The sequence below is a fragment of the Marinobacter sp. F3R08 genome, from assembly GCF_018860425.1.
In the GTDB taxonomy this organism is placed as follows: Bacteria; Pseudomonadota; Gammaproteobacteria; order Pseudomonadales; family Oleiphilaceae; genus Marinobacter.
Genome location: NZ_JAHKPI010000005.1, coordinates 76263 through 101991, shown reverse-complemented (window position 1 = coordinate 101991; position 25729 = coordinate 76263). Strand labels below are relative to the sequence as shown.

The following is a 25729-nucleotide window of genomic DNA, read 5'->3' as shown; positions in this document are numbered from 1 at the left end:
TGTCAGGTGCTCCGGCGCCCGGCCGTTGCACGCAGGTACAGGGCTTCCGTTTGTTCAGCCATCGCGTTGACCGTCAGCGTTTCACGAGCAAATGCCATTGCGGACTGTTGGCTCTGTTTCAGCGTCTTCAGATTACTGAGCGCCAGGTTCATCAGATCGGCGAGATCCTGTTCCTGGATCCCCGAACTGAGCGAGGCCGCCGGGAGAAGGTCCCGGGGGCCGGATACTGGCGTAGAGATAACCGGGCAGCCAGAGAGAAGCGACTCTGCCAGTACGTACGGAAAACCTTCCCGTTCGGAACTGATCACCGTCAAGTCGGCTTGGCCGTAGACCGGCGCCAGATTCTGTCTGAATCCTGCCAGAGTGACCGAGTCTCCGAGAGCTGATTGATGAATGAAACGCTCCAGATGTAACCGCTGGCTTCCGTCGCCGAAAATCGTCAGATGGCAGCGGTCCGGAGACGCATCAACTATTGCCCAGGCCTTGAGCAGTCGATCAAACCCCTTGACCGGCTCCAGTCGCCCCACGGCAATCACATTGGTGACCCCTGTGGGGAGTGTCGGTGCAGCCTCCGCCAGACTTGCCTGGTGCTCGATGTTCACACCGTTGTAGATGAGATGTTTACGGGGATGTCGAAGAGCAGCCAGTATCCGGGGGCTCACTGCAATGACCTCGTCCAGGCGGTCAAAGGCCTTGTGGCTGGACTTGGTGCCGTGCACCGTTCCGACTCGTACGCAGTGGTGCGCACCGGTTTTTCCTGCCAGTTGAGCGGCCTTGTTGCCCTGGGCGTGAAGAATGTCCGGCGATAATTGGCGAAGGTGTCGTCGGAGAGTCAGTAGGAGCCAGGGGTTCCGTCGTCCGAGCTGAACGGGAATGGAATGAAAGTGGGCTGAGGCCGGGAACTTATTCCGGTAGGTTTTGTGACCAAACACATGAACGCTGTGGCCCCGTTTCGCTAGTGCAAGTGCCAGGTCGGCGGTGTGCTGCTCCATACCGCCCCAGGTGGTTCCGGGTGTGGCGAGCAGGAGGGCAACGGTTAATTGGCGAGCAGGGGTCATGATCGACCAGTGTTTTTCAGCACGTTTTCATAGACCTGCAAACTGGCCTCGGTCTGTGCTTCCAGTCGGAATCGATAGGGAATCTCGAGGGTGGGCTGTTCGGCATCCAGCAGCCGGGAAACGGCCAGTGCAAACTCTTCCACGTTATCCGGTGTTACCAGTCCATCCCGGAAGCAGGCCTGCAGGGTTTCTGCAGCGCCCCCTCTGTTATAGGCCACTACGGGGGTTCCGGAGGCCAGTGCTTCCGTCACTGTCCGACCAAAGGGCTCTGGTTTGGTGCTCATATGGCAAACCACATTGGCGAGCAGGTATAAGGTCGTCATATCATTGCGCTGACCAAGGAAGCTGATCTTGTCGGTCAGGCCCAGGCGGGTCCGTTCCTTTTCGAGCTCATCGAGGAAGTGTTCTTTACCCGGTTCCGCGCCTCCCACGATAATGCCATGGCAATCAGGCCTGTCCCGCACCAGCTTCGCCATCATGGCCAGGAAGTCCAGCTGGCCCTTCCAGCGCGAGATCCTGCCCGGCATCATGATGATTTTCTTGCCGGCGAGCTGCGGGTATTGGCGGAACCAGCGGTCCAGCCATTGCTGGCTGAGCTCCCGTTGGCGGAAGGCCTCCACATCGACACCGCGCTGTATAACCGTCAGTTTTTCTGCTGGTACGGGGTAATTGTTCATAACGTAGTCCCGAACGCACTGAGACACGGCAATGATGTGGTCTGCGCGGGTCATGATGGCACTATAAGGTGTGACCGAGTACATGCCGTGGAATGTCGATACCACCGCAGGGCGTTCGTGCTTCGGCATGCTTTTCAGGGCAAGGAAAATAATCCAGGCGGGCATGCGCGAGCGGATATGTACGATGTCCGGTTTCAGCTCAAGAAGCAGTTTTCGCATCGGCAGGATTTGTCCGAAGGACGCCGGGCTTTTCCGGTGTATCGGCATAAAAAAATGGGTTGAACCCTGTCCTCGCAGTTGCTCTGCCATGGGGCCGCCTTTGGAGACGACAAAGGACTCGTGACCACGTTTGACGAGGTCGGCGGCGAACTCTACGGTGCCTCTTTCAACACCACCGCTGTACAGCGCTGGAAGTGCCTGAAGAATTCTCAAGGTTTGATCCCCTTGTGCAGGCGTTGATTGGTTTTCCGGCTCGTCGGCAGAAGTCCGTTATCGAGTATCCACCGGGCTGCGCGATTGGCTTCCCAGAGAGACCGGTCATGGTTGGTCCTGCCTGCCATCACACTGGCATGGTCTGTCCACTGGGCAACGTACCCGTCCCGGATCAGTCGATCCACGCCGTCGGCGACCCGGCTGCCGGGTCTGGTCGGCAGTTTGAAAAGGCCTGTTGGTACCCCGGAGGTAGCCGCCTCACTGACCATGGACATGCTGTCAGGGGTTACCCAGGCTGCCCGTGAGGCGGACAGCTGATGGCTTAGCCAGTCTTCGTGGGTCCGCTCGGGGTGGACAACGGTAATCCGCAGTCCTGCCATTTCGTCGAGGCGTTCGTGAATGGACTCCGGTGTGCGGCGCGAGGTGCTGATGGTCCAGCGCCAGTCGGGGTAGTGGCCTATCAGATGAGAAATCTGGCCAAGGACGACATCGTCGTCCCAGTCGACATGAGGTGAAGGTCCGCCAATCAGCAAAAGCGCTTCCCGTTTATCGGTGATTCTGGCCAGGGGGGTAATGGTATTCAGAACACCCTCGGTGAATAGAATCTTCGGGCCGGGCTGGACGCGATCATGGGCGGGAATCAGGGCGCCGCTGATCAGAGACAGCGGGAACGCGGGCTTCATGATGACCAGTGTCCGCAGTCCGCGTAGTTTGCGCAGTGCCAGTAGCAATCGGTGCGTGCCGGATCCGGCTGCGATAACCAGGTCGGGGCGGGGCAGTGACGCCTCCATTTTTGGCGGGGAAGCCAGCAACGCGCGCCAGAGCGGTACCTTCATGGCGGTGGCATCGACCCAGTAGGTGCTTGCCCCGGCAAGAACGCGAAGCCGGTTGCCTAGCCCTTTCAGCTGATTCCGGTGGCCCGGTTTGTTATCGGTCAGAAGCCATACTACCGGTGTGGATGCATCCTGCGTTCTAAGCTCGGGTTTGACCATGGTGTTCCGGCATGCGATACCGGCCTCCGTGTTGCCTGAGTTTTCCGTTTCACCGGTGTTTGTAGAACCCCGGGTCCTTCTCATCCGGGCGGGTTTTGAAGCGCCGGTGCATCCACAGATATTGATCCGGCGCTCGCCGCACCTCTTGCTCGATCGTCTGGTTGATCCGTATTGCATCCGTCAGATCATCGCCACTGGGGAAGTTTTCAAGAGCAGGGTGGAAGTAAATATCGTAACCCGGCCCATCTTCACGCCTGAAATGGCTGAACGGAACCACCGTGCATCCACTGCGTTCTGCGATTCGGGACGTGGCGGTAATTGTTCCCGCCGGTATCCCGAAGAACGGTGCAAAGACAATATCCTTACGGCCGTAATCCTGATCGGTGGCATACCAGACTGCCCGGTTTTTCTTCAGGCTTCGGAACAGTCCCCGTAGGTCTTTGGCGCCCAGAACTGTGCCATAGCGACGTTCCCGGGCTCTTGTCATCACTGCGTTCATCAGCGGGTTGTTATGGTCCCGTTGCATGACATCCGATTCGATAAACTCGGTTGCCAGACATCCCCCGAGATCCAGGGTGCTGTAATGAGCCCCCAGCAATAGAACGCCTTTGCCCTGCTCAAGGGCGCGCTCAAAATGCTCCAGGCCATGTACCTTGGTGATAGCCGTCAGTTTGGACGGATCACGAAACCAGGCAATGCCAAGTTCCAATAAGCCAATACCGTTGGCGATAAAGGCGTTTCGAACCAGAGCGGTTTGCTGGCTGGCGGTCAGTTCCGGGAAGCACAGGCGGATGTTGACTTCAGCGATGTGTCGGCGACTGTGGGCAAGGCGGAACGCAATGAGGCCGGCCAGCTTGCCCAACCACCACTGGACGCGTATCGGCAGTCTTGATACGCACCACATCAGGGAAATTCCCAGCCAGGTCGGCCACCAGCGCGGATGGCGGTAGGCAGAGTAATCAGTATTTCGCGGTAATTTGCGATATTTCTTTTTCACGTAGAACGGATCCTGCCAAGTCTGAATTGACTGACGGTGGCACATTTGCCGGACCGATCAATCAGAAGCAAATCAATAGGTTTTGCGCTATGATAGCGCACTGTTTTGCCCGGAGTCCTGTGTGCTGCAATTTATCTATTCCCAGCTTATTCGGCTGATTCTGCCGTTCATTCTGCTGCGCCTGTGGTGGAACGGACGCAGGGCTCCGGAACTCAGGCGCAACTGGTACCAGCGCCTGGGCATTGTACCCAGAGCAAGCGGAACAGTTGTATGGGTGCACGCCGTTTCAGTGGGTGAAACCATAGCGGCGGCGCCAATGGTGCGGCGCCTGCTTGTCCGGAATCCGGGTATTGTTATCCTGATGACCGCTATGACTGACACCGGTCTGGCGCAGGCGCGCAAGATGTTCGGTGATCAGGTACATTACGCTTACGCACCCTATGACACTCCGGGTGCTATCCGCCGTTTCCTCGACCGGGCCAGTCCACGGATACTGGTTATCATGGAGACCGAGATCTGGCCAAACATGATTCGCCAGTGTCGCGCCCGTCGAGTTCCCGTTTTTCTGGTTAATGCCCGCCTTTCCGAGCGATCAGCTCGTGGTTACGAACGAGTTCGCAGCCTGGCAGCCCCTATCATGCGCAGTATCAGTTGGGTGGCGGCCCAGGCCGAGAAGGACGCTGAGCGATTTCGGCGGATAGGCGTCGCACCATCGAAAGTGGCGGTCACGGGAAGTGTGAAATTCGATGTGGATATTCCGGACGATGTGCGAGCAGCGGCTATGGCGCTGCGCCAGACACTGGGAGGTCGGCCAGTCTGGATCGCCGGGAGTACGCACGGGGTTGAGAATGATCAGCTTCTGGCTGCCCATGGCAAAGTACTGGAAGATCACCCGGAGGCTTTGCTGATTCTGGTACCCAGACATCCTGACCGTTTTGAACCCGTGGCAGAGAAAGCGGTGCGTGAGGGTCTGAAACTGGCCCGTCGGTCAAAGGAAGAGGACCCGAGTCAGGTGCAAGTGTACCTGGGGGATACCATGGGAGAGCTGATGATGCTCTATGGAGCCAGTGACCTGGCCTTTGTCGGTGGTTCGCTGATTGAGCGTGGCGGTCATAATCCTCTTGAACCTGCAGGATGGGGAATTCCGGTGTTTTCGGGCCCGCAGATCTTCAATTTTGAGACAATCTACCAGCGCCTTCTTGATGACAGGGGGGTCAAACTGGTCAGTGATGCCGATGAGCTGGCCGTCCACGTGTCGTCCCTGTTCAGTGATGAGCAGGAACGTAAGGCCATTGGCCAGAGGGCACTGGAGGTGGTCAACAAGAACCGGGGCGCCCTGGATAAAGTGGTCGATGGCATTATCGAACGGGTCTGAGGGTGTGCCACGGTGTGAGGTGCGGGCGAGCCGTCCGGCTCGCCCAATGGATCACTGGGTCGGATCGTCCAGTGTTTCTTCTTCGTTAGCCAGTGCTTCGATACCCATAGCTCCGTCGCTGAGCCAGTTATTCAACTCAAGAAGGTCGTTCGGGCTCAGGATGCCGGCCGCCTGCTTCAGCTGAAGACTGTTAACGACGTAGTCGTAGCGGGCATTGGCATAGTCACGCAGAGCGACATAATAGGCCCGCTCGGCGTCCAGGACTTCCACGATATTTCGTGTACCCACATCGTAACCGGCCCGGGTGGCGTCCAGTGCACTCCGGCGGGAGATGATGGTCTGTGCCAGCGCGTTGGCTGTTTCAACATTGTTGTTGATGGTCAGGAACAGGCTCCGGGTATTGACCCGGACATCCCGGCGTGCGGTTTTCAGGTCTTCTTCAGCTCCGGTCACCAGCGAGCGCTGCTGCCTGACTCCAGCCTGGGTTCCGCCCCCTGAATACAGCGGAAGGTTCAGCGACAGGCCGATGACCTTTTCGGTACCTTCCGATGCAGTCGAAAAAGCATTTTCCAGACCAATGGTGGCGTAGGATGCGGTCAGGTCCAGTGTCGGCAGGTGACCTGATTTCGCCTGCTTCAGGTTTGCTTCACTGACATTAAGCTGGGACAGGGCTGCCTGGATGGACCAGTTCTGCTCGAGTGCTGTGCTTTCCCAGGCAGCCGGATCCGTTGGTTCCGGACGGCCAAGCGGGAAGTTCTGGCGCAGATTTTCCAGGTCTTCCGGATATTCGCCTATCAGTCTTGCCACTTGCTCACGAGCGACGTTCAGCTGGTTTTCCGCAGCAATGCGCTGGCTTTTGGCGTCATCGTAGCTGGCGCGGGCTTCATAGACTTCGGTGATGGCAATCAGGCCGACATCGAAACGTTCCTGGGCCTGATCGTACTGGCGCTGGATCGCCGCTTCGGTAGCCTTGGCCGTGGTCACTGTGTCCTGGGCTCTCAGAACGTCAAAGTAGGCGGTAGACACATCCAGCATGAGTTGCTGTTGGGCCAGATTGTACTGGGCTTCTGCCGCGTCGGTCTGGAACTGGCTGGCGTCATACTGGAACCAGGTCTGCGCCCGGAAAAGGGGCTGACTGAGCTGCACGCCATAGTACAGGGTGCGGTAGCTGTCGTCCGTTGCCGTACCGGCTTCGGGTTCAAAGTCGGTGTGGTCTGCCTGGGCGAAAGCACTGATTTGCGGCAGCAGCTGGCTCTTACTGACGTCTGTGGCAGATTGTTGCGCCTCAAAGCTGGCCCGGGCGGATGCGATTCCGGAATCGTAAGACAGCGCCTTTTCATAGGTATCCATGAGGTCCAGAGCCAACGCAGGCTGGGCAGCGAACAGGGTGATCAGCCCTGGAAGTAAGCGGTTCTTCATTTTTTCTCCTGACAAACTGTCTCCGGGCATCCCTGGTCCTGAAAATGGCCGGAAGCCTCTGGGTAATTGAGCCCCCGGTTTCCCGGACTCTGGAATGGAAAGGGACATTATGGACAATAATGGTTCCCGTCTCTACACTTGCAATTGACACCCATTGTGGGTGTCATGAATTACAGATTCGCGTCTTGACGGGGTGCTGGTCTGCTTTCCTGAATCTGGAAGCAGCTGGCTGAGATTGCATCGCAGAACCCGCGACCTGATCCGGATAATACCGGCGTAGGGATTTAAGACCATCGTGCAGAGTGATCAGTGTTCTCTCCGAAGGGAGAGCGCGCGTCGAGAGCTCCGTCATACGCGACCCGAAAACCAATTTGTTCCGGGAGCGAATGATGACTGACTTGCCTGATTACCTTAGCGATTCCGCCCAGGTGGATACCGCCGCTATTAAGCCCCTTCCCAGTTCACGCAAAATCTACGTACAGGGTAGCCGACCTGATCTGAAGGTGCCTATGCGGGAAATTACCGTTCAGGACACGCCAACAGAAATGGGGGGTGAGAAGAATGCTCCGGTTGTTGTCTATGACACCTCCGGCCCCTACACCGATCCAGAGGCTGGCATTGATCTCCGCAAAGGACTCCGGCCACTCCGCGCGGCCTGGATCGACGAGCGGGGCGATGTTGAGTTGTTGCCCGGTTATTCCTCAGAGTTTACCCGCCGCCGCATGAAAGACCCGCAGCTTGACCCGTTGAGGTTCATGGACGAGCGCAAACCTCTGAGGGCAAGAGCCGGCTGCAATGTCTCGCAGATGCACTATGCTCGCCAGGGTATCATTACCCCGGAGATGGAGTTCATCGCGATCAGGGAAAACATGAAGCTGCAGGAGGCGCGGGAGCGTGGTCTTTTGCAGGATCAGCACCCGGGGCAGTCCCACGGGGCCAGCCTGCCGGATGAGATAACGCCGGAATTTGTTCGCGATGAGGTGGCTCGTGGGCGAGCTATCATTCCGGCCAATATCAACCATCCGGAAATTGAGCCGATGATTATCGGCCGCAACTTCCTGGTGAAAATCAATGGCAATATCGGCAACTCAGCGGTCAGCTCCTCTATTGAAGAGGAGGTGGACAAGCTGACCTGGGGTATCCGCTGGGGCGCCGACACCATCATGGACCTGTCGACGGGCAAGAACATCCATGAGACCCGTGAGTGGATCATTCGGAATTCCCCGGTTCCCATCGGTACGGTGCCCATTTACCAGGCTCTGGAAAAAGTTGGCGGTGTCGCTGAAGATCTGACCTGGGAAATCTTCCGAGACACCCTGATTGAGCAGGCTGAGCAAGGGGTCGATTACTTCACTATACATGCGGGTGTCCGTCTCCATCACGTACCGCTCACCGCCAAACGAACCACCGGCATCGTTTCCAGGGGTGGCTCGATCATGGCCAAATGGTGTCTTGCCCATCACAGGGAAAGCTTCCTGTACGAGCATTTCGAAGACATCTGCCACATCATGAAGGCGTACGATGTGTCCTTCAGTCTCGGGGATGGTTTGCGTCCCGGCTCCATCGCGGATGCCAATGACGAGGCTCAGTTCGGTGAGCTGGAAACGCTTGGCGAGCTCACCAAAATAGCCTGGAAACATGATGTCCAGTGCATGATCGAAGGCCCCGGCCATGTGCCCATGCACCTGGTAAAAGAGAACATGGACAAACAGCTGGAATGCTGCGACGAAGCTCCGTTTTATACCCTCGGCCCGCTGATCACTGACATCGCCCCGGGCTACGACCATATAACCTCCGGCATCGGCGCCGCCATGATCGGGTGGTACGGCTGTGCCATGCTCTGCTATGTGACCCCGAAAGAGCACCTGGGCCTGCCCAACAAGGATGACGTAAAAACCGGCATCATTACCTACAAGATTGCCGCCCACGCCGCCGACCTTGCAAAAGGCCATCCAGGTGCCCAGATTCGAGATAACGCCCTTTCCAAGGCGCGCTTCGAGTTCCGCTGGGAAGACCAGTTCAATCTCGGCCTGGACCCGGATACGGCCCGCGCCTATCACGACGAAACCCTGCCCAAGGAATCGGCCAAGGTGGCGCACTTTTGTTCCATGTGTGGCCCGAAATTCTGCTCGATGCAGATATCTCAGGAGGTGCGGGATTATGCGAGGGAGCGTGGCCTTGATGACGTATCGGCGGTGGATGCCGGCATGCAGGAGAAGTCCCGCGAGTTTCTGGAGTCCGGAAGTAAGCTGTACGACAAGGTTTGAGCTTGAAGTAAGGCCCAACTAAAGGCTATCGTTCAACGTCGATCCTTCAATCGGGTAACAGATGGCCAAGCCGTTCCAGTTCAAAGCTAACGACGTCAACGTCGAAAAACGTGAGACTGTTTTCCAGGGCTTCTTCCGCATGGATAAGCTCTGGTTGACCCATCCGCGTTTTGATAACAGGGAGATGCCGGTCTTTACCCGGGAACTCTTTATCCGGGGCGATGCCACCTGTGTGTTGCCCTACGATCCAGAGCGGGACGAAGTGGTACTTCTGGAACAGTTCCGCCTGGGAGCGCTGGGGCGTGACCAGTCGCCGTGGTTGCTTGAGTTGGTCGCCGGCATGAATGAGGAGGGTGAGAGTCCGGAAGAGGTTGCCCAGCGTGAGGGGCAGGAAGAAGCCGGACTGAGCTTTGATCCGCTGGAAAAAATCTGCGCTTACCTGGTGTCCCCCGGCGGCAGTACCGAGATGATTCATCTGTATTGTGGCCGGGTCAGCACCGAGGGTGCAGGCGGGCTTTATGGTATGGAGCACGAACACGAGGATATTCGTGCCCATGTGGTGTCGTACGAAGATGCCATAGCGATGATCCACGATGGTCGTATCAACAACGCCGCCGCCATTATTGCGCTCCAGTGGCTCGAGCTGAATCGGGCCCGTTTGAGGAAGGGGTGGCAGTAATGGGTGAGTGGGCCATGAAACCCAAGCCGTATGTTCCGGATTTGAGGCAACTGGGTGCCCTCTGTGAAGGAAATTATCGGCGGTTGGAGAAGCTGCGGCAGCTTGAGGTGGGCGGTAAACCTGTGTGCGAGTTTGAACTGCATCGGGAAAACCACTATATGGGGCGCGTTCGGATTCAGGTGCTGCAAACCGCAAAGTTCACCGAGACCCTTTTGCTTGAGCAGATCCACAACTCCGGGCGCTGGCTTAACAACCCCCAGATGACCGTCCGTGTCTACCACGATGCCAATCTGGCAGAGGTGATCAGCTGTTATCGAGATCGTCAGATCGCCCCCGTCAATGATTATCCCAATCGATTCATGCACCATCCCGACGAAAAAGTTCAGGTTAACGGCTTTCTCGCCGATTGGTTGGACTATTGTCTGCGATTCGGTCATTTACCGATGGAACATGCCGCCTGGTCCGCGGGCGAGGGCGTCGACTGACGCGGGGTTTGCGGGCTCAGCCAGTCCTGACGTGGTGTGGCGACGACCTTCCTGTGTGCCATAGTTGTCAAAAACTGTAATATTTCACCAGCGCTTGATCAGAATGTGATCTCTGTTCCATTCAGTAGTGATGAATCCGGGAACTGGCGTCGTAAACTTGGGTGTAAACCGAATATCGCCACTGGGTAGATCCGAAAGCCATGACCATGAAGGAATCATCCGGGCCACTCCGGGTATTGCAGCTGACCGACCCGCACCTGATGGCGCATGCTGAGGGGGCCCTGTTGGGAGTGAAAACCCGGGACAGTCTTCAGGCGGTCATTTCCGATGTTCTCAGAGAGCACGGCCAGCCAGACCTTATTCTGGCCACCGGCGATATTGCTCAGGACGGCTCGATTGATGCCTATCGGGTGTTTGGCGAAAGTCTGAAAGCATTTTCGTGCTCCTCAGCCTGGATTGAAGGTAATCATGATCATGCGGGTAACCTGGTCAAGGTCGCGGGTGAGTACAATGCCGGTGCCCGCCACATTACTCTGGGTGGCTGGCAATTTGTCATGCTGGACTCGTCCGTGCCCGGCAAGGTTTTTGGGGCCCTGGCCGATTCGGAGCTGAAATTCCTCGAGGAAACCCTTGAGCAGCATCCTGATCTGCCTGCGGTCGTTGCCTTGCATCACCATCCTGTGGACATCGGATCTGACTGGATGGAAAAAATCGGCCTTACTAACCGGGAGGCGTTCTGGCGGGTTCTGGACCGTTTCCCTCAGGTCAGAATCGTCCTGTGGGGGCATATTCATCAGGAGCATGAAGTCGAGCGGAACGGCGTGCACCTTATGGCGACGCCGTCCACTTGTATCCAGTTTACGTCCGGCTCCAGCAAATTTTCAGTTGAGAATGTGCCGCCGGGCTACCGCTGGTTTGAGTTCCATGACACCGGAGAATTCACAACCGAAGTCTGCCGGGCCAAAGATTTCCAGTTCGAGCTCGATCAGAACAGCACAGGTTATTGAACGGTCTCCCGCAATTCCCTGGCTGCAGCAACCATGTTTTTCAGAGCTGGAAGGACTTCATCCCATTGGCGGGTTTTCAATCCGCAGTCCGGGTTAACCCATAGCCGCTCCGCCGGTATCCGCTCGGCCGCCTTGATCATCAACGCCGTGATCTGCTTGCTCTCCGGTATGTTCGGTGAGTGAATGTCATAGACACCGGGACCGATATCGTTCGGATACTGGAAACCACGGAAGGCATCAAGAAGTTCCATGTCAGACCGCGAGGTCTCGATGGTTATGACGTCTGCGTCCATGCGGGCGATGGACTCGATGATGTCATTAAACTCCGAGTAGCACATATGTGTGTGGATCTGGGTTTCATCGCGCACGCCGTTAGCGGTAATCCGGAATGCTTCGATAGACCAGTCCAGGTAGTTTGCCCAATCGGACTGTCGCAACGGCAAGCCTTCTCTGAGGGCCGCTTCGTCAATCTGAATGATCCCGACCCCGGCGGCTTCCAGGTCAAGAACTTCCTCCCGGATTGCCAGTGCCAGTTGAAAACAGCTATCCCGTCGGGGTTGATCGTCTCGTACGAACGACCAGTTAAGGATCGTAACGGGACCTGTCAGCATACCCTTGAGCGGCTTTTCAGTGAGGGACTGAGCATAGTTGATCCATTCGACGGTCATGGCTTGTGGGCGGGCAATGTCACCGAACAGGATGGGAGGCTTCACGCACCGTGAGCCATAAGACTGGACCCAGCCGAACTGGCTGAAGGCGTAGCCGTCCAGCTGTTCGCCGAAATACTCGACCATGTCGTTGCGCTCCGCCTCGCCGTGAACCAGAACATCCAGTCCAAGAGCTTCCTGCTCGGCAACACAGCGTCGTACTTCCTCGCGGATCCGCGTGGTGTAGTTTGCTTCGGTCAGTTCGCCCTTGCGGAATTGCAGGCGGGTCTGACGGATATCCGGCGTCTGGGGAAAAGAACCGATGGTGGTCGTTGGAAAGCGGGGTAGCTCCAGCTTCTCTTGCTGGATTGCGATGCGTTCGGAATAGGGACTTTGGCGTTGCCCGAGCTCTGCGCGGATCTCCGTCGTCCGGGAACGAACCGAGGGATTATGAACTCTTTCTGAGGTTCTTCGGGATTGCGCGGCCGAAGAAGAGCTTGCCAGGGCCTCGCGAACGACGTCCCTGCCATCATTCAGGGCAGTCGCAAGAATGTTCAGCTCATCCAGCTTCTGAATCGCAAATGCCAGCCAGCTGCGAAGCTCGGAATCCAGCTTCTCTTCGCTATCAAGATCGACCGGCACATGGAGCAGCGAGCAGGATGGTGCAAGCCACAGACGGGCTCCCAGCTTCTGGTAAGCCGGTTCCAGCCAGTCGAGCACTTTCTCCAGATCCGTGCGCCAGACGTTCCGGCCATTGATGACGCCCAGGGATAATTGTTTGTGTGGAGGCAGCCAGTCAACAACCCGGGCAACCTCCTGGGGGGCACTGATGGCATCCAGATGCAGGCCAGCCACAGGCAGTTCACAGGCCAGTTGCAGGTTTTCCCTTAATTCACCGAAGTAAGTGGCTACCAACAGTTTTGGCGCGCAGGTTTTCAGATGGTGATAAGCCAGGGTAAACGCATGGCGCCAGTCGGCATCAAGGTCAGTAACAAGCGCTGGTTCGTCCACCTGAACCCACTCGACGCCTTGAGCTGACAGCACATCGAGTAGCTCGGAGTACACCGGGAGAAGTGACTTGAGCAGAGCCAGCCTGTCACTCTCATCCTTTGTTTTACCGAGCCAAAGGTAGGTTACGGGCCCGATGATGACAGGTTTCGGGGTGAGTCCCTGAGCTCTGGCCTCTGCGATTTGGTCAATCAGCCGGTCGGCATTAAGCTGAAAACGGGTATGTTGGTGGAATTCGGGCACGATGTAGTGATAGTTGGTGTCGAACCACTTCGTCATTTCACCGGCGTGCACGCCTTCAAATGATGTGGTTTCCTGTCCGGAGCGCCCCCGGGCTGCCCGGAAATACTGGTCGAGCTCAGTGCCACCAGTCTCTTTCACCCGCTTCGGCAGGTTGCCCAGGGTGGCACTCATGTCCAGTACCTGATCGTAAAAGGAAAAGTCACCAACGGGGACAAGATCAAGCTGGCGCTGATTCTGCCAATGCTTGTGCCGTAGTTCGGCACCGGTAGTTTTCAGTTCCTCTTGGCTGATCTGGCCTTTCCAGAAGCTTTCCTGAGCGAACTTCAGCTCGCGGCGGGCGCCGATGCGCGGGAACCCGAGGTTGTGTGTGGTTACCATGGTGTGTCCTCTGCTTGATTCTATCGTGTGTAAGAGCGTGCAGAATATTCGTCTGGTAAGATGAATAATAATGGTATTATTTCAGGTATCGATGAATTTTAGTCATGTAGGGATTGGCAATGATCGAGCGTAGCCATCTGGAGATTCTCAGAGCGATCAAACAATAAGGTTCCCTGACAGCGGCGGCCAAGCGGCTGCATCTCACTCAGTCTGCCCTCAGCCATTCCATTCGCAAGCAGGAACATCAGCTTGGTACCGACGTCTGGCTGCGGGAAGGGCGACAACTGCGATTAACCCAGTCAGGTGAATATATGCTGTCTCTTGCGAACAGGTTGTTGCCGCAGATAGAGCATGCTGAGATGCTGATTGGCCAGTTTGCCAAGGGGCAGCGAGGTACGTTGCGCATCGGGATGGAATGCCACCCCTGCTATCAATGGTTGCTTAAAGTGGTGGGGCCCTATCTGGAACTCTGGCCGGGCGTAGATGTGGATGTGAAGCCGGGATTCCCAAGCAGATCTTTCTGGGCCTTCGTGAGCGGAATCGGGACGTGGATTACCTGAATTCTTTCATGAAGCTGGCAAGCGAGGTTCGCTGGCGTTAATGTCTTCGGTTAAACTGCGCAAAAAATCTGTTCAGGAAATCAGACTATGAGTGAAACTCCCGCAGACCTGAAATACATTGAAACCCACCAGTGGGTTCGTGTGTCCGACGACGGCACTGCGACCGTCGGCATTACTGATTTTGCCCAGGAGCAGCTGGGCGATGTTGTTTATATTGGTGTTCCGGACCTGGGCGTGACGGTCAACGGTGGCGAGGAAGCTGGCGTGGCGGAATCCGTAAAATCGGCTTCGGATGTATTCAGTCCGGTCACTGGTGAGGTTATCGAAGTGAACGAGAGCCTGGAGGATGAGCCGGAGAAAGTTAACGAGGATCCGTATGGCGACGGCTGGCTTTATAAGGTCAGGCTTGAGGATGCTGGTGAGCTGGACGGCCTGATGGACGCGGCCGCCTATGCGGAGCATGTGGCTGCCGAGCAGTAGTGGTTTTCCCGGGACCATGAGCGGACGGGTATGGCTTTCGAAAGGCCTGCCTCGCCTGCTCAGGTCGTTTGGATGTTGTCCTTCCCTGTTCATGTATAATCCTCGCCCCGAATTTACCTCTGTCTGGTGGTCTATATGAATTTTCCCGTTCTGTATCTTCGAAAAGGCGCAGAGCGCCGTCTCCGCGCTGGCCATCTCTGGGTTTACAGCAACGAGGTGGATACCCGCCGCAGTCCGTTGTCGGACTTTGAGGCCGGTGCTCAGGCAGAACTTCGGGCTTCGAATGACAAGCCTTTGGGCACGGTATTTGTGAACCCTCATGCACTGATCTGCGGTCGGCTGATCAGTCGGGACTCTGGCCATGGAATGACGCCACAGCGTCTGACCCAGCGGATGGAGGCGGCACTGGCGTTGCGGGAGCGGCTGTTTGACAAGCCATTTTACCGTTGGGTGTTTGGTGACAGTGACGGGCTTTCCGGGTTGGTGATCGACCGGTTTGGCTCCACGGTGGTGGTGCAGATCTCGACGGCCGGTATGGAGCTGATGAAGGAGGCGGTGGTCCGGGCGGTTCAGCGCCTGGTTCACCCCGAGGCGATCATTCTCAAGAACGACGGCAAGATGCGCAAGGTAGAAGGGCTGGATACTTATGTGGAACTGGCCTACGGAACTGAGGTCAGCTTGCTGGAGGTCGAGGAGAATGGTGTCCGGTTTGAGGTGCCTTTGGAGGGGGGGCAGAAAACGGGCTGGTTCTATGACCACCGGATGAATCGTGCGCGCCTGCAGGCCTATGCGCCGGGCAAGAGGGTTCTGGATGTGTTCAGTTACGTTGGTGGCTGGGGCATTCAGGCGGCCTGTGCCGGAGCCACGCAGGTGACCTGTGTGGACAGTTCGGCCGGTGCCATTGATTCGGTTCACCATAACGCGAGGCTCAATGGTCTCGATAATGTTGAAACCATTGAAGGCGATGCCTTCGAGGCCCTCAAAGCGCTGGCGGATGAGAAGGAGAAGTACGATGTTGTGGTGCTGGATCCGCCGGCACTGATTCCCCGTCGACGGGATCAGAAGGCAGGGGAAGAGGCCTATGCCCGGCTGAACCAGCTTGGTCTGCGTTTACTCGAGCGCGACGGTATCCTGGTTTCCGCGTCCTGTTCGATGCACCTTTCACAGGAAAAGCTGGTAGATATCATTCGCGGTAGCGGTCGAAAAATTGACCGCTTTGTCCAGCTCCTGGAGCAGGGGCATCAGGCCCCGGATCATCCGGTGATTCCAGGTATTCCCGAGACCGATTACATCAAATCCTGCTTTGTCCGCTCACTGACGGGGTTCTTTTAATCCCGCAGTGACATTACCTTCCAGCCGTTGTCCCGGGCATATTTTTCCAGGGTTGGGTCCGGATCAACGGCGACCGGGTTATCTACCAGCTTCAGTAGTGGCAAGTCGTTGTGGGAATCGCTGTAGAACCACGCCCCTTCAAGTGTCCTTTTATGGGCGTTCAGCCAGTCGTTCAGCCGCGTTACCTTGCCGTCCTGAAAGCTCGGGGTGCCAGCCACTTCGCCGGTGTAGTGGCCGTTAACCAGTTCTGGTTCGGTGGCGATCAGATGCTCGATGCCGAGCGCTTGGGCAATGGGTTCGGTTACAAACCGGTTGGTGGCGGTAATGATCATCAGGGTGTGGCCCTGATCGCGATGGCGGTTAAGGAGGGCTTTGGCACCCGCCAGCATCATGGGACGCACTTTTCTCTCCATGAACAGGTTTCGCCAGGCTAACAGCTCGCTCACGTTGTGATTTGCAAGTGGCTGAAGGGCAAAGCCGAGGTAACGCAGGATATCCAGTTCGCCGTTCAGGTATTCCTGGTAAAAGCGATCATTGGCAAGACGATATTCTTCAGCATCTACAATGCCTTCTTCTACCAGAAACTCACCCCAGGCATGGTCGCTGTCGCCGGCCAGAAGGGTGTTGTCCAGATCAAAAATTGCGAGCGTCAAGCAGTTACCTCCGATCATCACAGGGCTTTCGGGAAAGCGCCAAGTCTAACACGACCTCTTCCCAACGGCTTCGTTTGCTGAACCCTTGGGTTTCTGTAAGAATGAGAGCAACTTGGACAATTCCGACCGGTGAATTTTTGTACCGGTCCACCGACTTTTGAGAGGACTGTGCCGTGATCGATTCAGACGGTTTCAGACCCAACGTCGGAATCATTCTGGCCAATCACAGAGGGGAAGTTCTCTGGGCAAGGCGAATAGGGCAGGATTCCTGGCAGTTTCCCCAGGGCGGCATCAAACATGATGAATCCCCTGAGGACGCGCTTTTCCGGGAACTTGGAGAGGAAGTTGGTCTGTGTGCAAATGATGTGGAAATCATCAGTTGTACGCGAGGCTGGCTGAGGTATCGACTCCCGAGGAGGATGGTACGCCAAAACTCCCACCCCGTTTGTGTGGGCCAAAAACAGAAATGGTTCCTGCTGAGGATGTTATCGCCGGACGCGCAGGTGTGTGTGGACGGTACGGATTCACCGGAGTTCGACGGCTGGCAGTGGGTAAGTTACTGGTATCCGTTGGGACAGGTGGTTTCATTCAAGCGAGAAGTATATCGACGTGCGCTGAGAGAGCTCGCGCCAAGACTGTTCTACAACATGGAGCAGTGGTATCGGGCGGAACAGAATCAGCGTTTACAGGAACAAAAGAAATGACGGACTGACACCGCCATGCTGAGCATTCTGCGAAGTCTTGTACAAGAGGTAAACAGCGCCCGCGATCTGCAGGAGGCGCTGGATATCATTGTATCGCGGGTGCAAAAAGCCATGGGAACCGAGGTCTGTTCCGTCTATCTGCTAGATCCTGCCACCAACCGCTACATTCTGATGGCCACGGAAGGTCTGTACCGAAAGGCCGTTGGCGAGGTGAGTCTGGCATATTCCGAAGGGCTTGTCGGGCTTGTGGGCTCTCGCGAAGAGCCCATCAATCTGGAAGATGCCCCCTCCCATCCCCGATATCGCTATTTCCCTGAAACTGGTGAGGAGCGGTTCCGCTCTTTTCTGGGTGTGCCGATTATTCACCATCGCCGAGTGCTGGGAGTACTGGTTGTTCAGCAACGGGAAAGCTCCCGGTGTTTTGATGAGGGTGAAGAGGCCTTTCTGGTCACCGTTTCCGCCCAGCTGGCGGGAGTGATCGCCCACAGTGAGGCGACCGGGGCTATCAGCGGACTGTCATTGACCGGGGAAGAAGCCCACGATGTCAGTTTCAATGGTGTACCGGGCGCTCCGGGTGTCGCCATTGGTGAAAGCGCGGTGGTCTACCCGGCAGCCGATCTGGACGTTGTCCCGGAAAAACCAACCGATGACATTGATCAGGAGCTGGCGCTCTTCCGGTCGGCGGTGACGGCGGTTCGTGAGGATATAGAGCGTGTGGCGAAGCGTCTCGCTTCGCAGTTGCGTCCGGAAGAGCAGGCGCTGTTCGATGTGTATTTGCGGATGCTGGGTGACGACGCGCTGCCGGGAGAAGTATCCAACCGAATTCGTGAGGGTATATGGGCCCAGGGGGCTCTGAAACAGGTGGTGCAACAGTATATCCGTCATTTTGAAATGATGGACGATCACTATCTTCAGGAGCGCGCAGTTGATATCAGGGATCTGGGCCGCCGCCTGCTATCCCATCTCCAGGCCGGTGAGCAAAAGCATCTGAATTACCCGGAGCGGACGGTGCTGGTCAGTGAAGAGCTGACGCCTGCGATGCTTGGGGAGGTTCCCAAAGGGCAACTGGTGGGCCTTGTGTCGGTCAAGGGATCCAGTAATTCTCACGTGGCGATCCTTGCCCGTGCTATGGGAGTCCCCACGGTTATGGGGCTTGTGGATATTCCCGTCAATCAGCTCGATGGCAAGGAGCTGATCGTCGATGGTTTCGAGGGCCAGATATTTGCCTCACCTTCTTCCGACCTCCGCTCTTACTATCAGGCGATTTGTGATGAAGAAGATGAGCTGGTCCGGGGGCTCGAGGTACTCAGGGACAAACCCTGTGAAACCACGGACCATCATCGGGTTTCATTGCTGGTCAACACCGGTCTGATGACGGATGTTGTCCGGTCACTTTCTCACGGTGCCGAGGGAATTGGTCTGTACCGCACCGAAGTGCCTTTCATGATCAAGGAACGTTTCCCTTCTGAGCAGGAACAGCGTGAGTATTACCGGGAGCAACTTGAAGCCTTCGCTCCCAGCCCGGTGACCATGCGCACGCTCGATATTGGCGGCGATAAGTCGCTGACCTATTTTCCGATCCAGGAGGAAAACCCGTTCCTCGGCTGGAGGGGGATCCGCGTTACGCTGGATCATCCCGAGATCTTCCTTGTCCAGGTCCGGGCCATGCTCAAGGCCAGTGAAGGCCTGAATAATCTCCAGATCATGCTTCCGATGATTTCGAATATTTCGGAAGTCGAAGAGTCCCTGCATCTGATTTACCGGGTATATCACGAGGTTCGCGAGGAAGGTTTCGACATCCATATGCCGAAAGTGGGTGTAATGGTCGAGATTCCTGCCGCCGTTTACCAGATTCGGGAGCTGGCAGACCGGGTGGATTTCCTCTCGGTGGGTTCCAACGACCTGACCCAGTATTTGCTGGCGGTGGACCGTAACAATCCGAGGGTGGCCCAACTCTATCATTCCTATCATCCGGCGGTACTTCAGGCACTGGTAAGGATTGCCCAGGATGCTCACTCGGTGGGTAAGCCGGTAGGGATCTGCGGTGAGCTGGCGGGGGATCCCGGTGGCGCACTTCTGCTGATGGCGATGGGGTACGACTCGCTATCGATGAATGCGGCCAGTTTGCCCAAGGTCAAGTCGGTGATTCGCAGTGTCAGCCGGGAGTGGACCATGCAGCTGCTGGAGGACGTGCTGTTGCTGGATTCGCCGCACGTTATAAAGAGTTGCGTCGATCTGGCGTTGCGGAATGCGGGGTTTGGCCGTTATCTGCGCCCCGGAAAGTCGACAGCCATTACTGTATCGGAGTCTGCCACTTCCTGATCAACCGTCGGGTTTCAGGTTTGTAGGGTGTGTACTCTAAACATGGCTGTTATCTTGGTGCTGAGTTAGCCGTCGGTTCTGCATTCTTTACACGGAAAAGGGAAGGCCATGACATCGCCATCTGATCATAAATCCGCTCCCCGCATAGGGCTTGCCCTGGGTGGTGGCGGGCCTTTGGGGGGGATTTATGAAATCGGAGCTCTCCGGGCTCTGGATGAGGCGCTTGATGGACTCGACTTCAATAACATCGATGTATACGTTGGCGTCAATGGTGGATCCTTTGTGGCGGCGAATCTCGCCAATCAGATGACCACGGCCCAATTGTGCCGGATCTTCGTGCGGAACGAAGCGGAAGTGCACCCTTTCCACCCAGAAGTGTTCTATCGTCCGGCCTTCCGGGAGATCGGCAGTCGATTACTGGCAATACCCGGGTTGGTTTCCACGGCGGTGAGTCGTTTCGTCAACAACCCTTACGATCAGAGTCTGCTGGAAGCGATGACTATCCTCGCCCAGGCAGCTCCGGCCGGATTATTCAATAATGAGGGCCTGCATGAGTATCTCAATCGGGCCTTCAGTATGCTGGGGCGCACCAATGATTTTCGTCAACTCAAGCGCAGTCTTTATATAGTCGCGGCCGATGTTGAAAGTACCGAGGCGGTTTGTTTTGGTGCTCCCGGCTTTGATCATGTGCCTATTTCCAAGGCCATTCAGGCCAGTACCGCATCGCCGGGACTGTATGTGCCGGTAGATATCGATGGCCGCTATTATGTGGATGGCACTCTCCGCAAGGGCTTGCACGCCTCCGTAGCATTTGAAGACGGGGCCGACCTTGTCTTCGCAGTGAATCCCCAGGTTCCTATTGATGCCAGTGCCGCAGTCAGATCGGGGTCCATGAAGCCCGGTGAACTGACCCGCTCAGGAATGCCCAACCTTTTGTCCCAGACGTTAAGAACCATGGTGTACTCGAGGATGCAGTCTGGCATTGCCCAGTACGCCCGGGATTATCCGGACAAGGACATTCTCCTGTTTGAGCCTACCCGTGACGACGCCAAGTTATTCTTTTCCAACGTGTTCAGTTTTCAGTCGCGCCGGATGGTATGTGAACACGCCTATCAGATGACCCGGCAGGATCTGCTGAGTCGCGCCGATCAACTGGAGCCCAGGCTGGCTAAATATGGGATCACGCTGCGACGGGATCGTCTTGAAGATGAACAGCGTACCATCAGCACCAGTCTCTATGGCGAGATGTTGCCTCTGTATGTGGCCAAGGGCAGGAAAAACAAAGCAGAAAAGGGGCGGTTGGCCACTGGTCTGGGGAACGTTTCGCACCTGTTTTCGAAGGCGCAATAGTCTTGAGACGTCAGGCGGGGGAGACGAAGCCTTCATCTCCCCCGCCTGAGGTTTAGAGGATATAACGGCTCAGATCTTCGTCTTCAGACAACTCTCCAAGCTTCTCGTCTACGTACTCAGCGGTAACTTCAAAGCCATCGGTAACCTTGTCGCCTGCATCAAAGGACAGAGTCTCCAGCAAGCGCTCCAGTACGGTATGCAGCCGTCGGGCACCGATGTTCTCAGTGCTCTCGTTCACCTTCCAGGCAACCTCGGCAATGCGGGCGATGGCATCTTCCCGGAACGTCAGTTGCACACCTTCGGTCAGCATCAGTGCTTCGTACTGTTGCACCAGAGAGGCATCGGGTTCGGTCAGAATGCGTTTGAAGTCCTCCGGTGTCAGGGCCTGAAGCTCCACGCGAATGGGTAGGCGCCCCTGCAGCTCTGGAATCAGATCGGAAGGCTTTGACAAGTGGAACGCGCCGGAAGCAATGAACAGTATGTGATCTGTACGCACAGAGCCGTATTTGGTGCTTACGGTACTGCCTTCGATCAGCGGTAGCAGGTCACGTTGAACGCCCTCGCGAGAAACGTCTGATGACGTGTTCTCGGATCGCTTGGCCACCTTGTCGATCTCATCCACGAAGACAATGCCATTCTGCTCTACGGCTTGAATGGCCTTGTGTTTGATCTCCTCTTCGTTGACCAGTTTCGCAGCCTCTTCTTCCTTGGCTCTCTTGAGTGCGTCGGATACCTTCATCTTCCGGGTTTTACGCTTGTCGGAAGACAGGTTGGAGAACATGCTCTGCAACTGGTTTGTCATCTCTTCCATGCCCGGCGGTGCCATGATTTCCACACCGGCGCTGGCATTGTGCAGGTCGATCTCGATTTCCTTGTCATCAAGTTCGCCTTCCCGGAGTTTCTTCCGGAACAGTTGGCGAGTGGAGGAATCTGAGCTGCGCTGGCTGTCTTCGTTAAAATCTCTGGGTGGCGGAATCAGGGCATCGAGGATGCGCTCTTCCGCGCAATCCAGCGCTCGCTCTTCGTGGCGTTTCATTTCCGCTTCACGGAGCATTTTGACGGCCATATCGGCCAGATCACGGATAATGGACTCGACATCACGGCCCACATAGCCGACTTCCGTGAACTTCGTGGCTTCTACTTTCAGAAACGGGGCATCGGCCAGCTTTGCCAGGCGCCGGGCAATCTCGGTTTTACCGACACCAGTGGGACCGATCATCAGAATATTCTTGGGCGTGATCTCATCGCGCAGGCTGCTGTCCAGTTGCATCCGGCGCCAGCGGTTTCTGAGGGCGATGGCTACCGCCCGCTTGGCTTCTTCCTGACCCACGATGTGTTTGTTGAGCTCGTGGACAATCTCACGGGGAGTCATTGCAGACATGGTCGCTCCGGATCAGTCGTTTGAGGAGAGCACTTCAAGGGTGCGATTGTGGTTGGTATAGATACAAATGTCAGCGGCGATATCGAGACCTTTTTCGACGATCTCGTGGGCAGACAGATCGGTATTCTCGAGCAGTGCGCGGGCGGAGGCTTGGGCAAACGGGCCCCCCGAACCAATCGCAATCAGGCCCTGCTCGGGCTCTATGACATCGCCATTGCCGGTAATGATCAGCGAGGCTGTTTTATCCGCCACCGCCAGTAATGCTTCGAGTTTGCGCAGTGCGCGATCTGTCCGCCAGTCTTTTGCCAGCTCCACGGCAGCTCTGGTGAGGTTGCCCTGGTGTTTCTCAAGCTGGGCCTCGAATCGCTCAAACAACGTAAACGCATCGGCTGTGCCGCCCGCGAAACCGGCGATTACCTTGCCGTTGTATAGGCGGCGCACCTTCCGGGCATTGCCTTTCATTACTGTATTGCCGAGGGAAACCTGGCCGTCGCCACCCATGGCAACTTCGTCATCGCGCCTGACGGAAAGAATGGTAGTCATTTGGGCTCCAATTGCCTGATTGAAATTGGTATCCCGTTGTTATGGAGGCTTCTGTTGCGAATTCAAGGTGCTTGTGCCGAGCCCGGAAGATCAGCCCTGCTTGGGAATCTTCCGGACCAATGGCTGGATATTGAGAGACACCAGTTTGTCGATTGCGGAATTCATCTGGCTTCGGGAAGTGAAGGGGCCAACGTTCACCCGATACCAGACGGACCCACTGTCCAGATCGATCCGCTGGATCGTCGCGCGCAAACCCTGGAACGCAATCTGGGCACGCTGCCGCTCGGCGTCTTCCTTGCTTCTGAAGGAACCAGACTGAACCAGATAATTAAAGTCCTGTCGGGTCGGGCCTGGTGTGTACTCGTCGACTTTGGGCGGAACAACCTCGGACTCCGGCAACATTTCATAGAAGCGGAAACCGGGGGCCTCCTCTTCGCTGGCAGTCTCGGGGGATTTCTGTACCGGTTTTTCCACGGATTTTTGTGCCGCTGGTTGCGGTGTTCCGCGACTGGCTGGCAGTGAGTTCAGGTAAACGATAAACCCGATAAAGCCCCCGACAGCGGCCAGGGACAGTATCCATTTCAACGACAAGCCACCGTGCTGGGAACGCGCACTTGGTGCGGGCTTTGGTCGTGCAGACTTTGGCTTCGACTGCTTTGCAGGCTTCCTGCGCGACGTGGCTGAAGCCTTGGCGGGTTTGTCCTTGCGGGCATAATCTCGGGACATTCGTTTTTACATCTCTTCCGGTGCGCTGACGCCCAGCAGATCCAGACCGTTGGCGATAACCTGTCTGATCGCGAGATAGAGGCTGAGTCTGGCATCACGAACTGCCGTGTCCTCAATCAATACCTTGTGGGCGTTGTAATAGGTATGGAACTGGCCCGCCAAATCCCGCAGATAGTGGGTCAGGTGATGAGGCTCCCGCTGATCGGCGGAATTAGCGATCAGTTCCGGGTATTTCGCCAACTGGTTCGCCAGGTCTTTTTCCTCGTCCAGAGTCAGCAGTGACAGATCGCCTATGCATTCGTTGCGGCCACGCTCTATTCCCTCCTCTGCCAGTTTACGAAGAACGCTGCAGATTCGCGCGTGGGCATACTGAATGTAATACACCGGGTTTTCATTGGTCTGGGAGCGCGCCAGATCGATATCGAAGGTCAGTTGGGAGTCTACCCGGCGCGCGGCCAGAAAGAATCGGGTTGCGTCGCGGCCAACTTCATCAATCAGATCCCGGATTGTCACGTAGCTGCCAGCGCGTTTGGAGATTTTCACCTCCTGGCCGGAGCGGGTCACCATCACCATCTGGTGCAGTACGTAGTCAGGCCAGCCCTTTGGAATGCCGGCATTGAGCGCCTGCAAGCCGGCGCGAACCCGTGTAACGGTCGAGTGATGGTCGGCACCCTGTTCATTGATAACCGTGGTAAAGCCTCGCTGCCACTTGTCGAGGTGATAGGCAACGTCCGGCAGGAAATAGGTATAGCCGCCGTCCTTCTTGCGCATGACCCGATCCTTGTCATCGCCGAAGTCGGTGGTCTTCAGCCACATGGCGCCATCCTGCTCATAGGTATAGCCATTCTCCTGCAGGCGCTTGACCGTAGCTTCAACCTTTCCGTCCTCATACAGCGAGGACTCCAGGAAATAGACATCGAACTGGACGCCGAAGGCTTTCAGGTCAAGATCCTGTTCCCGACGCAGGTAGGCTACGGCAAATTCGCGGATAGCGTCGCGGTCTTCCGGATCCCCTTTGGCGGTGACCTCCCGGTCGTCGGCAGTCACCGTTTCGCCGGCAAGGTAGGCATTGGCGACATCAATAATGTAATTGCCCCGGTACCCATCGGCGGGCCAGCTCTCGTCTTCCGGCGACAGACCGGATACCCGGGCCTGAACAGAGAGTGCCAGGTTGTTGATCTGGGCGCCTGCGTCGTTGTAGTAAAACTCACGGGTGACGTTGTACCCGTTGGCTTCCAGTAGCCGGCAAAGGCAGTCACCAATTGCTGCACCGCGACCATGGCCGACATGCAGAGGGCCCGTGGGGTTGGCGGAAACAAACTCCACCTGAACGTTTTCGCCTTTTCCGTGATTGTTGCGACCGAAACGATCGCCTTTTTCAAGGATGGCATTGACGACCTCAAAAGCACTGGCTGTGCTCATGAAAAAATTAATGAAACCGGGGCCGGCAATCTCTACTTTCTCCACCGCCTTGCTCTGAGGCAGGTTTTCGATCAGCGCTTCCGCCAGTTTTCGCGGTGGACAGCCAGCTGCCTTTGAGGCAACAAGGGCGATGTTGCAGGCATAGTCCCCGTGGGACTTGTCCTTGGTGTTCCCTACCTGAGGGGTAAAGGACTGGTCCGCAGGCAGGGTGCCATCGGCTTGGAGTGCTGCCAGTGCAGACTGGAGCAGATCGGAAACGGTCTCTTTCATGCTGTCAGATGACTCGGTTTACAGGAGAATTAGCTTCGGGGCAGGAGGCCCAATGAAAACAGAAGGCAGCTATTATCGCGGAAAGTTTGGGTGTAAGCAAAAGCTCGATGTGGACGCGATGGAAAACTGCCTGTTCACAACGTGTCGGAATATTTATTGTCTGGGTCGATAAAGAGGAAGATGCCGTGACGGCTCCGGTCAGTACGAAAGTTTATGCCATACATTGCTAGCTAAGTGCGAAGATTAGTCAATAACTTGAATCAGGGGCTTAATTGTGAACGTTCCTTATTGCAAGGCAGTTCACAAAATAACCGTGAACAAT

Annotated in this window: 21 protein-coding genes, 1 pseudogene and 1 riboswitch; of the genes and pseudogenes, 11 read left to right on the top strand and 11 right to left on the bottom strand. The window is 56.4% G+C overall.

Annotated elements, in window-relative coordinates; genetic code table 11:
* Positions 1 to 2: 2 nt before the first annotated feature.
* Genes KO499_RS01280 through lpxL form a run of 4 tightly spaced genes read right to left on the bottom strand, consistent with a single transcriptional unit; the run spans position 3 to position 4156 of the window.
* Positions 3 to 1058: a glycosyltransferase gene (locus KO499_RS01280; protein WP_215981952.1), complete on the bottom strand. Its 1056-nt coding sequence runs from the start codon at positions 1056 to 1058 to the stop codon at positions 3 to 5.
* Entirely contained in the window at positions 1055 to 2167 is a 1113-nt protein-coding gene (locus KO499_RS01275) for a glycosyltransferase family 4 protein (RefSeq protein ID WP_215981951.1), read from the bottom strand. Before KO499_RS01275 ends, KO499_RS01280 begins: the two co-directional genes overlap by 4 nt.
* Complete coding sequence (locus tag KO499_RS01270; RefSeq protein ID WP_215981950.1) at positions 2164 to 3159, bottom strand: ELM1/GtrOC1 family putative glycosyltransferase; 996 nt, start codon at positions 3157 to 3159, stop codon at positions 2164 to 2166. Before KO499_RS01270 ends, KO499_RS01275 begins: the two co-directional genes overlap by 4 nt.
* A gap of 49 nt (positions 3160 to 3208) precedes the next feature.
* Positions 3209 to 4156 (bottom strand): LpxL/LpxP family Kdo(2)-lipid IV(A) lauroyl/palmitoleoyl acyltransferase, encoded by a 948-nt coding sequence (gene lpxL / locus KO499_RS01265; RefSeq protein ID WP_215981949.1) that lies wholly within the window; start codon positions 4154 to 4156, stop codon positions 3209 to 3211.
* Between the two features lie 121 nt (positions 4157 to 4277).
* Here lpxL and waaA point away from each other — a divergent pair, with 121 nt between their 5' ends.
* Complete coding sequence (gene waaA / locus KO499_RS01260) at positions 4278 to 5531, top strand: lipid IV(A) 3-deoxy-D-manno-octulosonic acid transferase (protein ID WP_215981948.1); 1254 nt, start codon at positions 4278 to 4280, stop codon at positions 5529 to 5531.
* Between the two features lie 51 nt (positions 5532 to 5582).
* Here waaA and KO499_RS01255 read toward each other — a convergent pair whose 3' ends face one another.
* Positions 5583 to 6950 (bottom strand): TolC family outer membrane protein, encoded by a 1368-nt coding sequence (locus tag KO499_RS01255; RefSeq protein WP_215981947.1) that lies wholly within the window; start codon positions 6948 to 6950, stop codon positions 5583 to 5585.
* A gap of 179 nt (positions 6951 to 7129) precedes the next feature.
* Positions 7130 to 7251: riboswitch (TPP riboswitch) on the top strand.
* Between the two features lie 88 nt (positions 7252 to 7339).
* Between KO499_RS01255 and thiC the strand changes: the two genes are divergently transcribed.
* The 4 genes from thiC (at position 7340) to cpdA (ending at position 11388) form a co-directional block, all read left to right on the top strand.
* Positions 7340 to 9217, top strand: a complete 1878-nt coding sequence (thiC, locus tag KO499_RS01250) for a phosphomethylpyrimidine synthase ThiC (RefSeq protein ID WP_215981946.1) — start codon at positions 7340 to 7342, stop codon at positions 9215 to 9217.
* Between the two features lie 61 nt (positions 9218 to 9278).
* Entirely contained in the window at positions 9279 to 9896 is a 618-nt protein-coding gene (locus KO499_RS01245; RefSeq protein ID WP_215981945.1) for an NUDIX domain-containing protein, read from the top strand.
* The gene (locus KO499_RS01240) at positions 9896 to 10381 is read left to right on the top strand and encodes a DUF1249 domain-containing protein (RefSeq protein WP_215981944.1); all 486 of its coding nucleotides are present in this window, start codon (positions 9896 to 9898) and stop codon (positions 10379 to 10381) included. Before KO499_RS01245 ends, KO499_RS01240 begins: the two co-directional genes overlap by 1 nt.
* A 200-nt stretch (positions 10382 to 10581) precedes the next feature.
* Positions 10582 to 11388, top strand: coding sequence for a 3',5'-cyclic-AMP phosphodiesterase (gene cpdA, locus KO499_RS01235; RefSeq protein ID WP_215981943.1), 807 nt, complete (start codon positions 10582 to 10584; stop codon positions 11386 to 11388).
* Here the strand turns inward: cpdA and metE are convergent.
* Positions 11382 to 13664 carry a 5-methyltetrahydropteroyltriglutamate--homocysteine S-methyltransferase gene (gene metE, locus KO499_RS01230; RefSeq protein WP_215981942.1) on the bottom strand — a complete coding sequence of 761 codons (2283 nt, stop codon included), beginning with the start codon at positions 13662 to 13664 and terminating at the stop codon, positions 11382 to 11384. The two genes, cpdA and metE, sit on opposite strands and share 7 nt — an antisense overlap.
* 173 nt (positions 13665 to 13837) lie before the next feature.
* Between metE and KO499_RS19945 the strand changes: the two are divergent.
* The 3 genes and pseudogenes from KO499_RS19945 to KO499_RS01215 form a co-directional block, all read left to right on the top strand.
* Positions 13838 to 14170: pseudogene (locus tag KO499_RS19945) on the top strand (LysR family transcriptional regulator); the annotation flags it as partial.
* 141 nt (positions 14171 to 14311) lie between these two features.
* Positions 14312 to 14704 carry a glycine cleavage system protein GcvH gene (gene gcvH / locus KO499_RS01220; RefSeq protein ID WP_215981941.1) on the top strand — a complete coding sequence of 131 codons (393 nt, stop codon included), beginning with the start codon at positions 14312 to 14314 and terminating at the stop codon, positions 14702 to 14704.
* A gap of 135 nt (positions 14705 to 14839) precedes the next feature.
* The gene (locus KO499_RS01215) at positions 14840 to 16036 is read left to right on the top strand and encodes a class I SAM-dependent rRNA methyltransferase (RefSeq protein WP_215981940.1); all 1197 of its coding nucleotides are present in this window, start codon (positions 14840 to 14842) and stop codon (positions 16034 to 16036) included.
* On the opposite strand, the gene KO499_RS01210 is transcribed toward KO499_RS01215, so the two are convergent.
* Positions 16033 to 16689, bottom strand: coding sequence for an HAD family hydrolase (locus KO499_RS01210; RefSeq protein WP_215981939.1), 657 nt, complete (start codon positions 16687 to 16689; stop codon positions 16033 to 16035). The genes KO499_RS01215 and KO499_RS01210 overlap by 4 nt on opposite strands.
* A gap of 173 nt (positions 16690 to 16862) precedes the next feature.
* On the opposite strand from KO499_RS01210, the gene KO499_RS01205 reads away from it, so the two are divergent.
* The 3 genes from KO499_RS01205 to KO499_RS01195 all read left to right on the top strand — a co-directional run bounded on the left by KO499_RS01205 (position 16863) and on the right by KO499_RS01195 (position 21065).
* Positions 16863 to 17393 carry an RNA pyrophosphohydrolase gene (locus tag KO499_RS01205; RefSeq protein ID WP_215981938.1) on the top strand — a complete coding sequence of 177 codons (531 nt, stop codon included), beginning with the start codon at positions 16863 to 16865 and terminating at the stop codon, positions 17391 to 17393.
* A 15-nt stretch (positions 17394 to 17408) separates the two neighbouring features.
* Positions 17409 to 19715, top strand: coding sequence for a phosphoenolpyruvate--protein phosphotransferase (gene ptsP / locus KO499_RS01200; RefSeq protein ID WP_215981937.1), 2307 nt, complete (start codon positions 17409 to 17411; stop codon positions 19713 to 19715).
* Positions 19716 to 19823: 108 nt separating this feature from the next.
* Positions 19824 to 21065 (top strand): patatin-like phospholipase family protein, encoded by a 1242-nt coding sequence (locus tag KO499_RS01195; protein WP_215981936.1) that lies wholly within the window; start codon positions 19824 to 19826, stop codon positions 21063 to 21065.
* A gap of 52 nt (positions 21066 to 21117) precedes the next feature.
* Here the strand turns inward: KO499_RS01195 and hslU are convergent, their stop codons facing one another.
* The 4 genes from hslU to argS all read right to left on the bottom strand — a co-directional run bounded on the left by hslU (position 21118) and on the right by argS (position 25407).
* Positions 21118 to 22446, bottom strand: a complete 1329-nt coding sequence (gene hslU, locus KO499_RS01190) for an ATP-dependent protease ATPase subunit HslU (protein ID WP_215981935.1) — start codon at positions 22444 to 22446, stop codon at positions 21118 to 21120.
* 12 nt (positions 22447 to 22458) lie between these two features.
* Complete coding sequence (gene hslV, locus KO499_RS01185; protein ID WP_215981934.1) at positions 22459 to 22989, bottom strand: ATP-dependent protease subunit HslV; 531 nt, start codon at positions 22987 to 22989, stop codon at positions 22459 to 22461.
* A 90-nt stretch (positions 22990 to 23079) separates the two neighbouring features.
* Positions 23080 to 23715 carry an SPOR domain-containing protein gene (locus KO499_RS01180; RefSeq protein ID WP_215981933.1) on the bottom strand — a complete coding sequence of 212 codons (636 nt, stop codon included), beginning with the start codon at positions 23713 to 23715 and terminating at the stop codon, positions 23080 to 23082.
* A 6-nt stretch (positions 23716 to 23721) separates the two neighbouring features.
* On the bottom strand, positions 23722 to 25407 hold the full coding sequence (gene argS / locus KO499_RS01175; RefSeq protein WP_215981932.1) for an arginine--tRNA ligase: 1686 nt from the start codon (positions 25405 to 25407) through the stop codon (positions 23722 to 23724).
* Positions 25408 to 25729: the final 322 nt, after the last annotated feature.

Coding starts and splice junctions, on each gene's coding strand:
- KO499_RS01215 (WP_215981940.1), top strand. CDS start 14,840: ATGAATTTTCCCGTTCTGTATCTTCGAAAAGGCGCAGAGCGCCGTCTC.
- gcvH (WP_215981941.1), top strand. CDS start 14,312: ATGAGTGAAACTCCCGCAGACCTGAAATACATTGAAACCCACCAGTGG.
- hslU (WP_215981935.1), bottom strand. CDS start 22,446: ATGTCTGCAATGACTCCCCGTGAGATTGTCCACGAGCTCAACAAACAC.
- argS (WP_215981932.1), bottom strand. CDS start 25,407: ATGAAAGAGACCGTTTCCGATCTGCTCCAGTCTGCACTGGCAGCACTC.
- metE (WP_215981942.1), bottom strand. CDS start 13,664: ATGGTAACCACACACAACCTCGGGTTCCCGCGCATCGGCGCCCGCCGC.
- KO499_RS01195 (WP_215981936.1), top strand. CDS start 19,824: ATGACATCGCCATCTGATCATAAATCCGCTCCCCGCATAGGGCTTGCC.
- KO499_RS01280 (WP_215981952.1), bottom strand. CDS start 1,058: ATGACCCCTGCTCGCCAATTAACCGTTGCCCTCCTGCTCGCCACACCC.
- cpdA (WP_215981943.1), top strand. CDS start 10,582: ATGACCATGAAGGAATCATCCGGGCCACTCCGGGTATTGCAGCTGACC.
- hslV (WP_215981934.1), bottom strand. CDS start 22,989: ATGACTACCATTCTTTCCGTCAGGCGCGATGACGAAGTTGCCATGGGT.
- KO499_RS01240 (WP_215981944.1), top strand. CDS start 9,896: ATGGGTGAGTGGGCCATGAAACCCAAGCCGTATGTTCCGGATTTGAGG.
- KO499_RS01245 (WP_215981945.1), top strand. CDS start 9,279: ATGGCCAAGCCGTTCCAGTTCAAAGCTAACGACGTCAACGTCGAAAAA.
- thiC (WP_215981946.1), top strand. CDS start 7,340: ATGACTGACTTGCCTGATTACCTTAGCGATTCCGCCCAGGTGGATACC.
- KO499_RS01180 (WP_215981933.1), bottom strand. CDS start 23,715: ATGTCCCGAGATTATGCCCGCAAGGACAAACCCGCCAAGGCTTCAGCC.
- KO499_RS01255 (WP_215981947.1), bottom strand. CDS start 6,950: ATGAAGAACCGCTTACTTCCAGGGCTGATCACCCTGTTCGCTGCCCAG.
- ptsP (WP_215981937.1), top strand. CDS start 17,409: ATGCTGAGCATTCTGCGAAGTCTTGTACAAGAGGTAAACAGCGCCCGC.
- KO499_RS01270 (WP_215981950.1), bottom strand. CDS start 3,159: ATGGTCAAACCCGAGCTTAGAACGCAGGATGCATCCACACCGGTAGTA.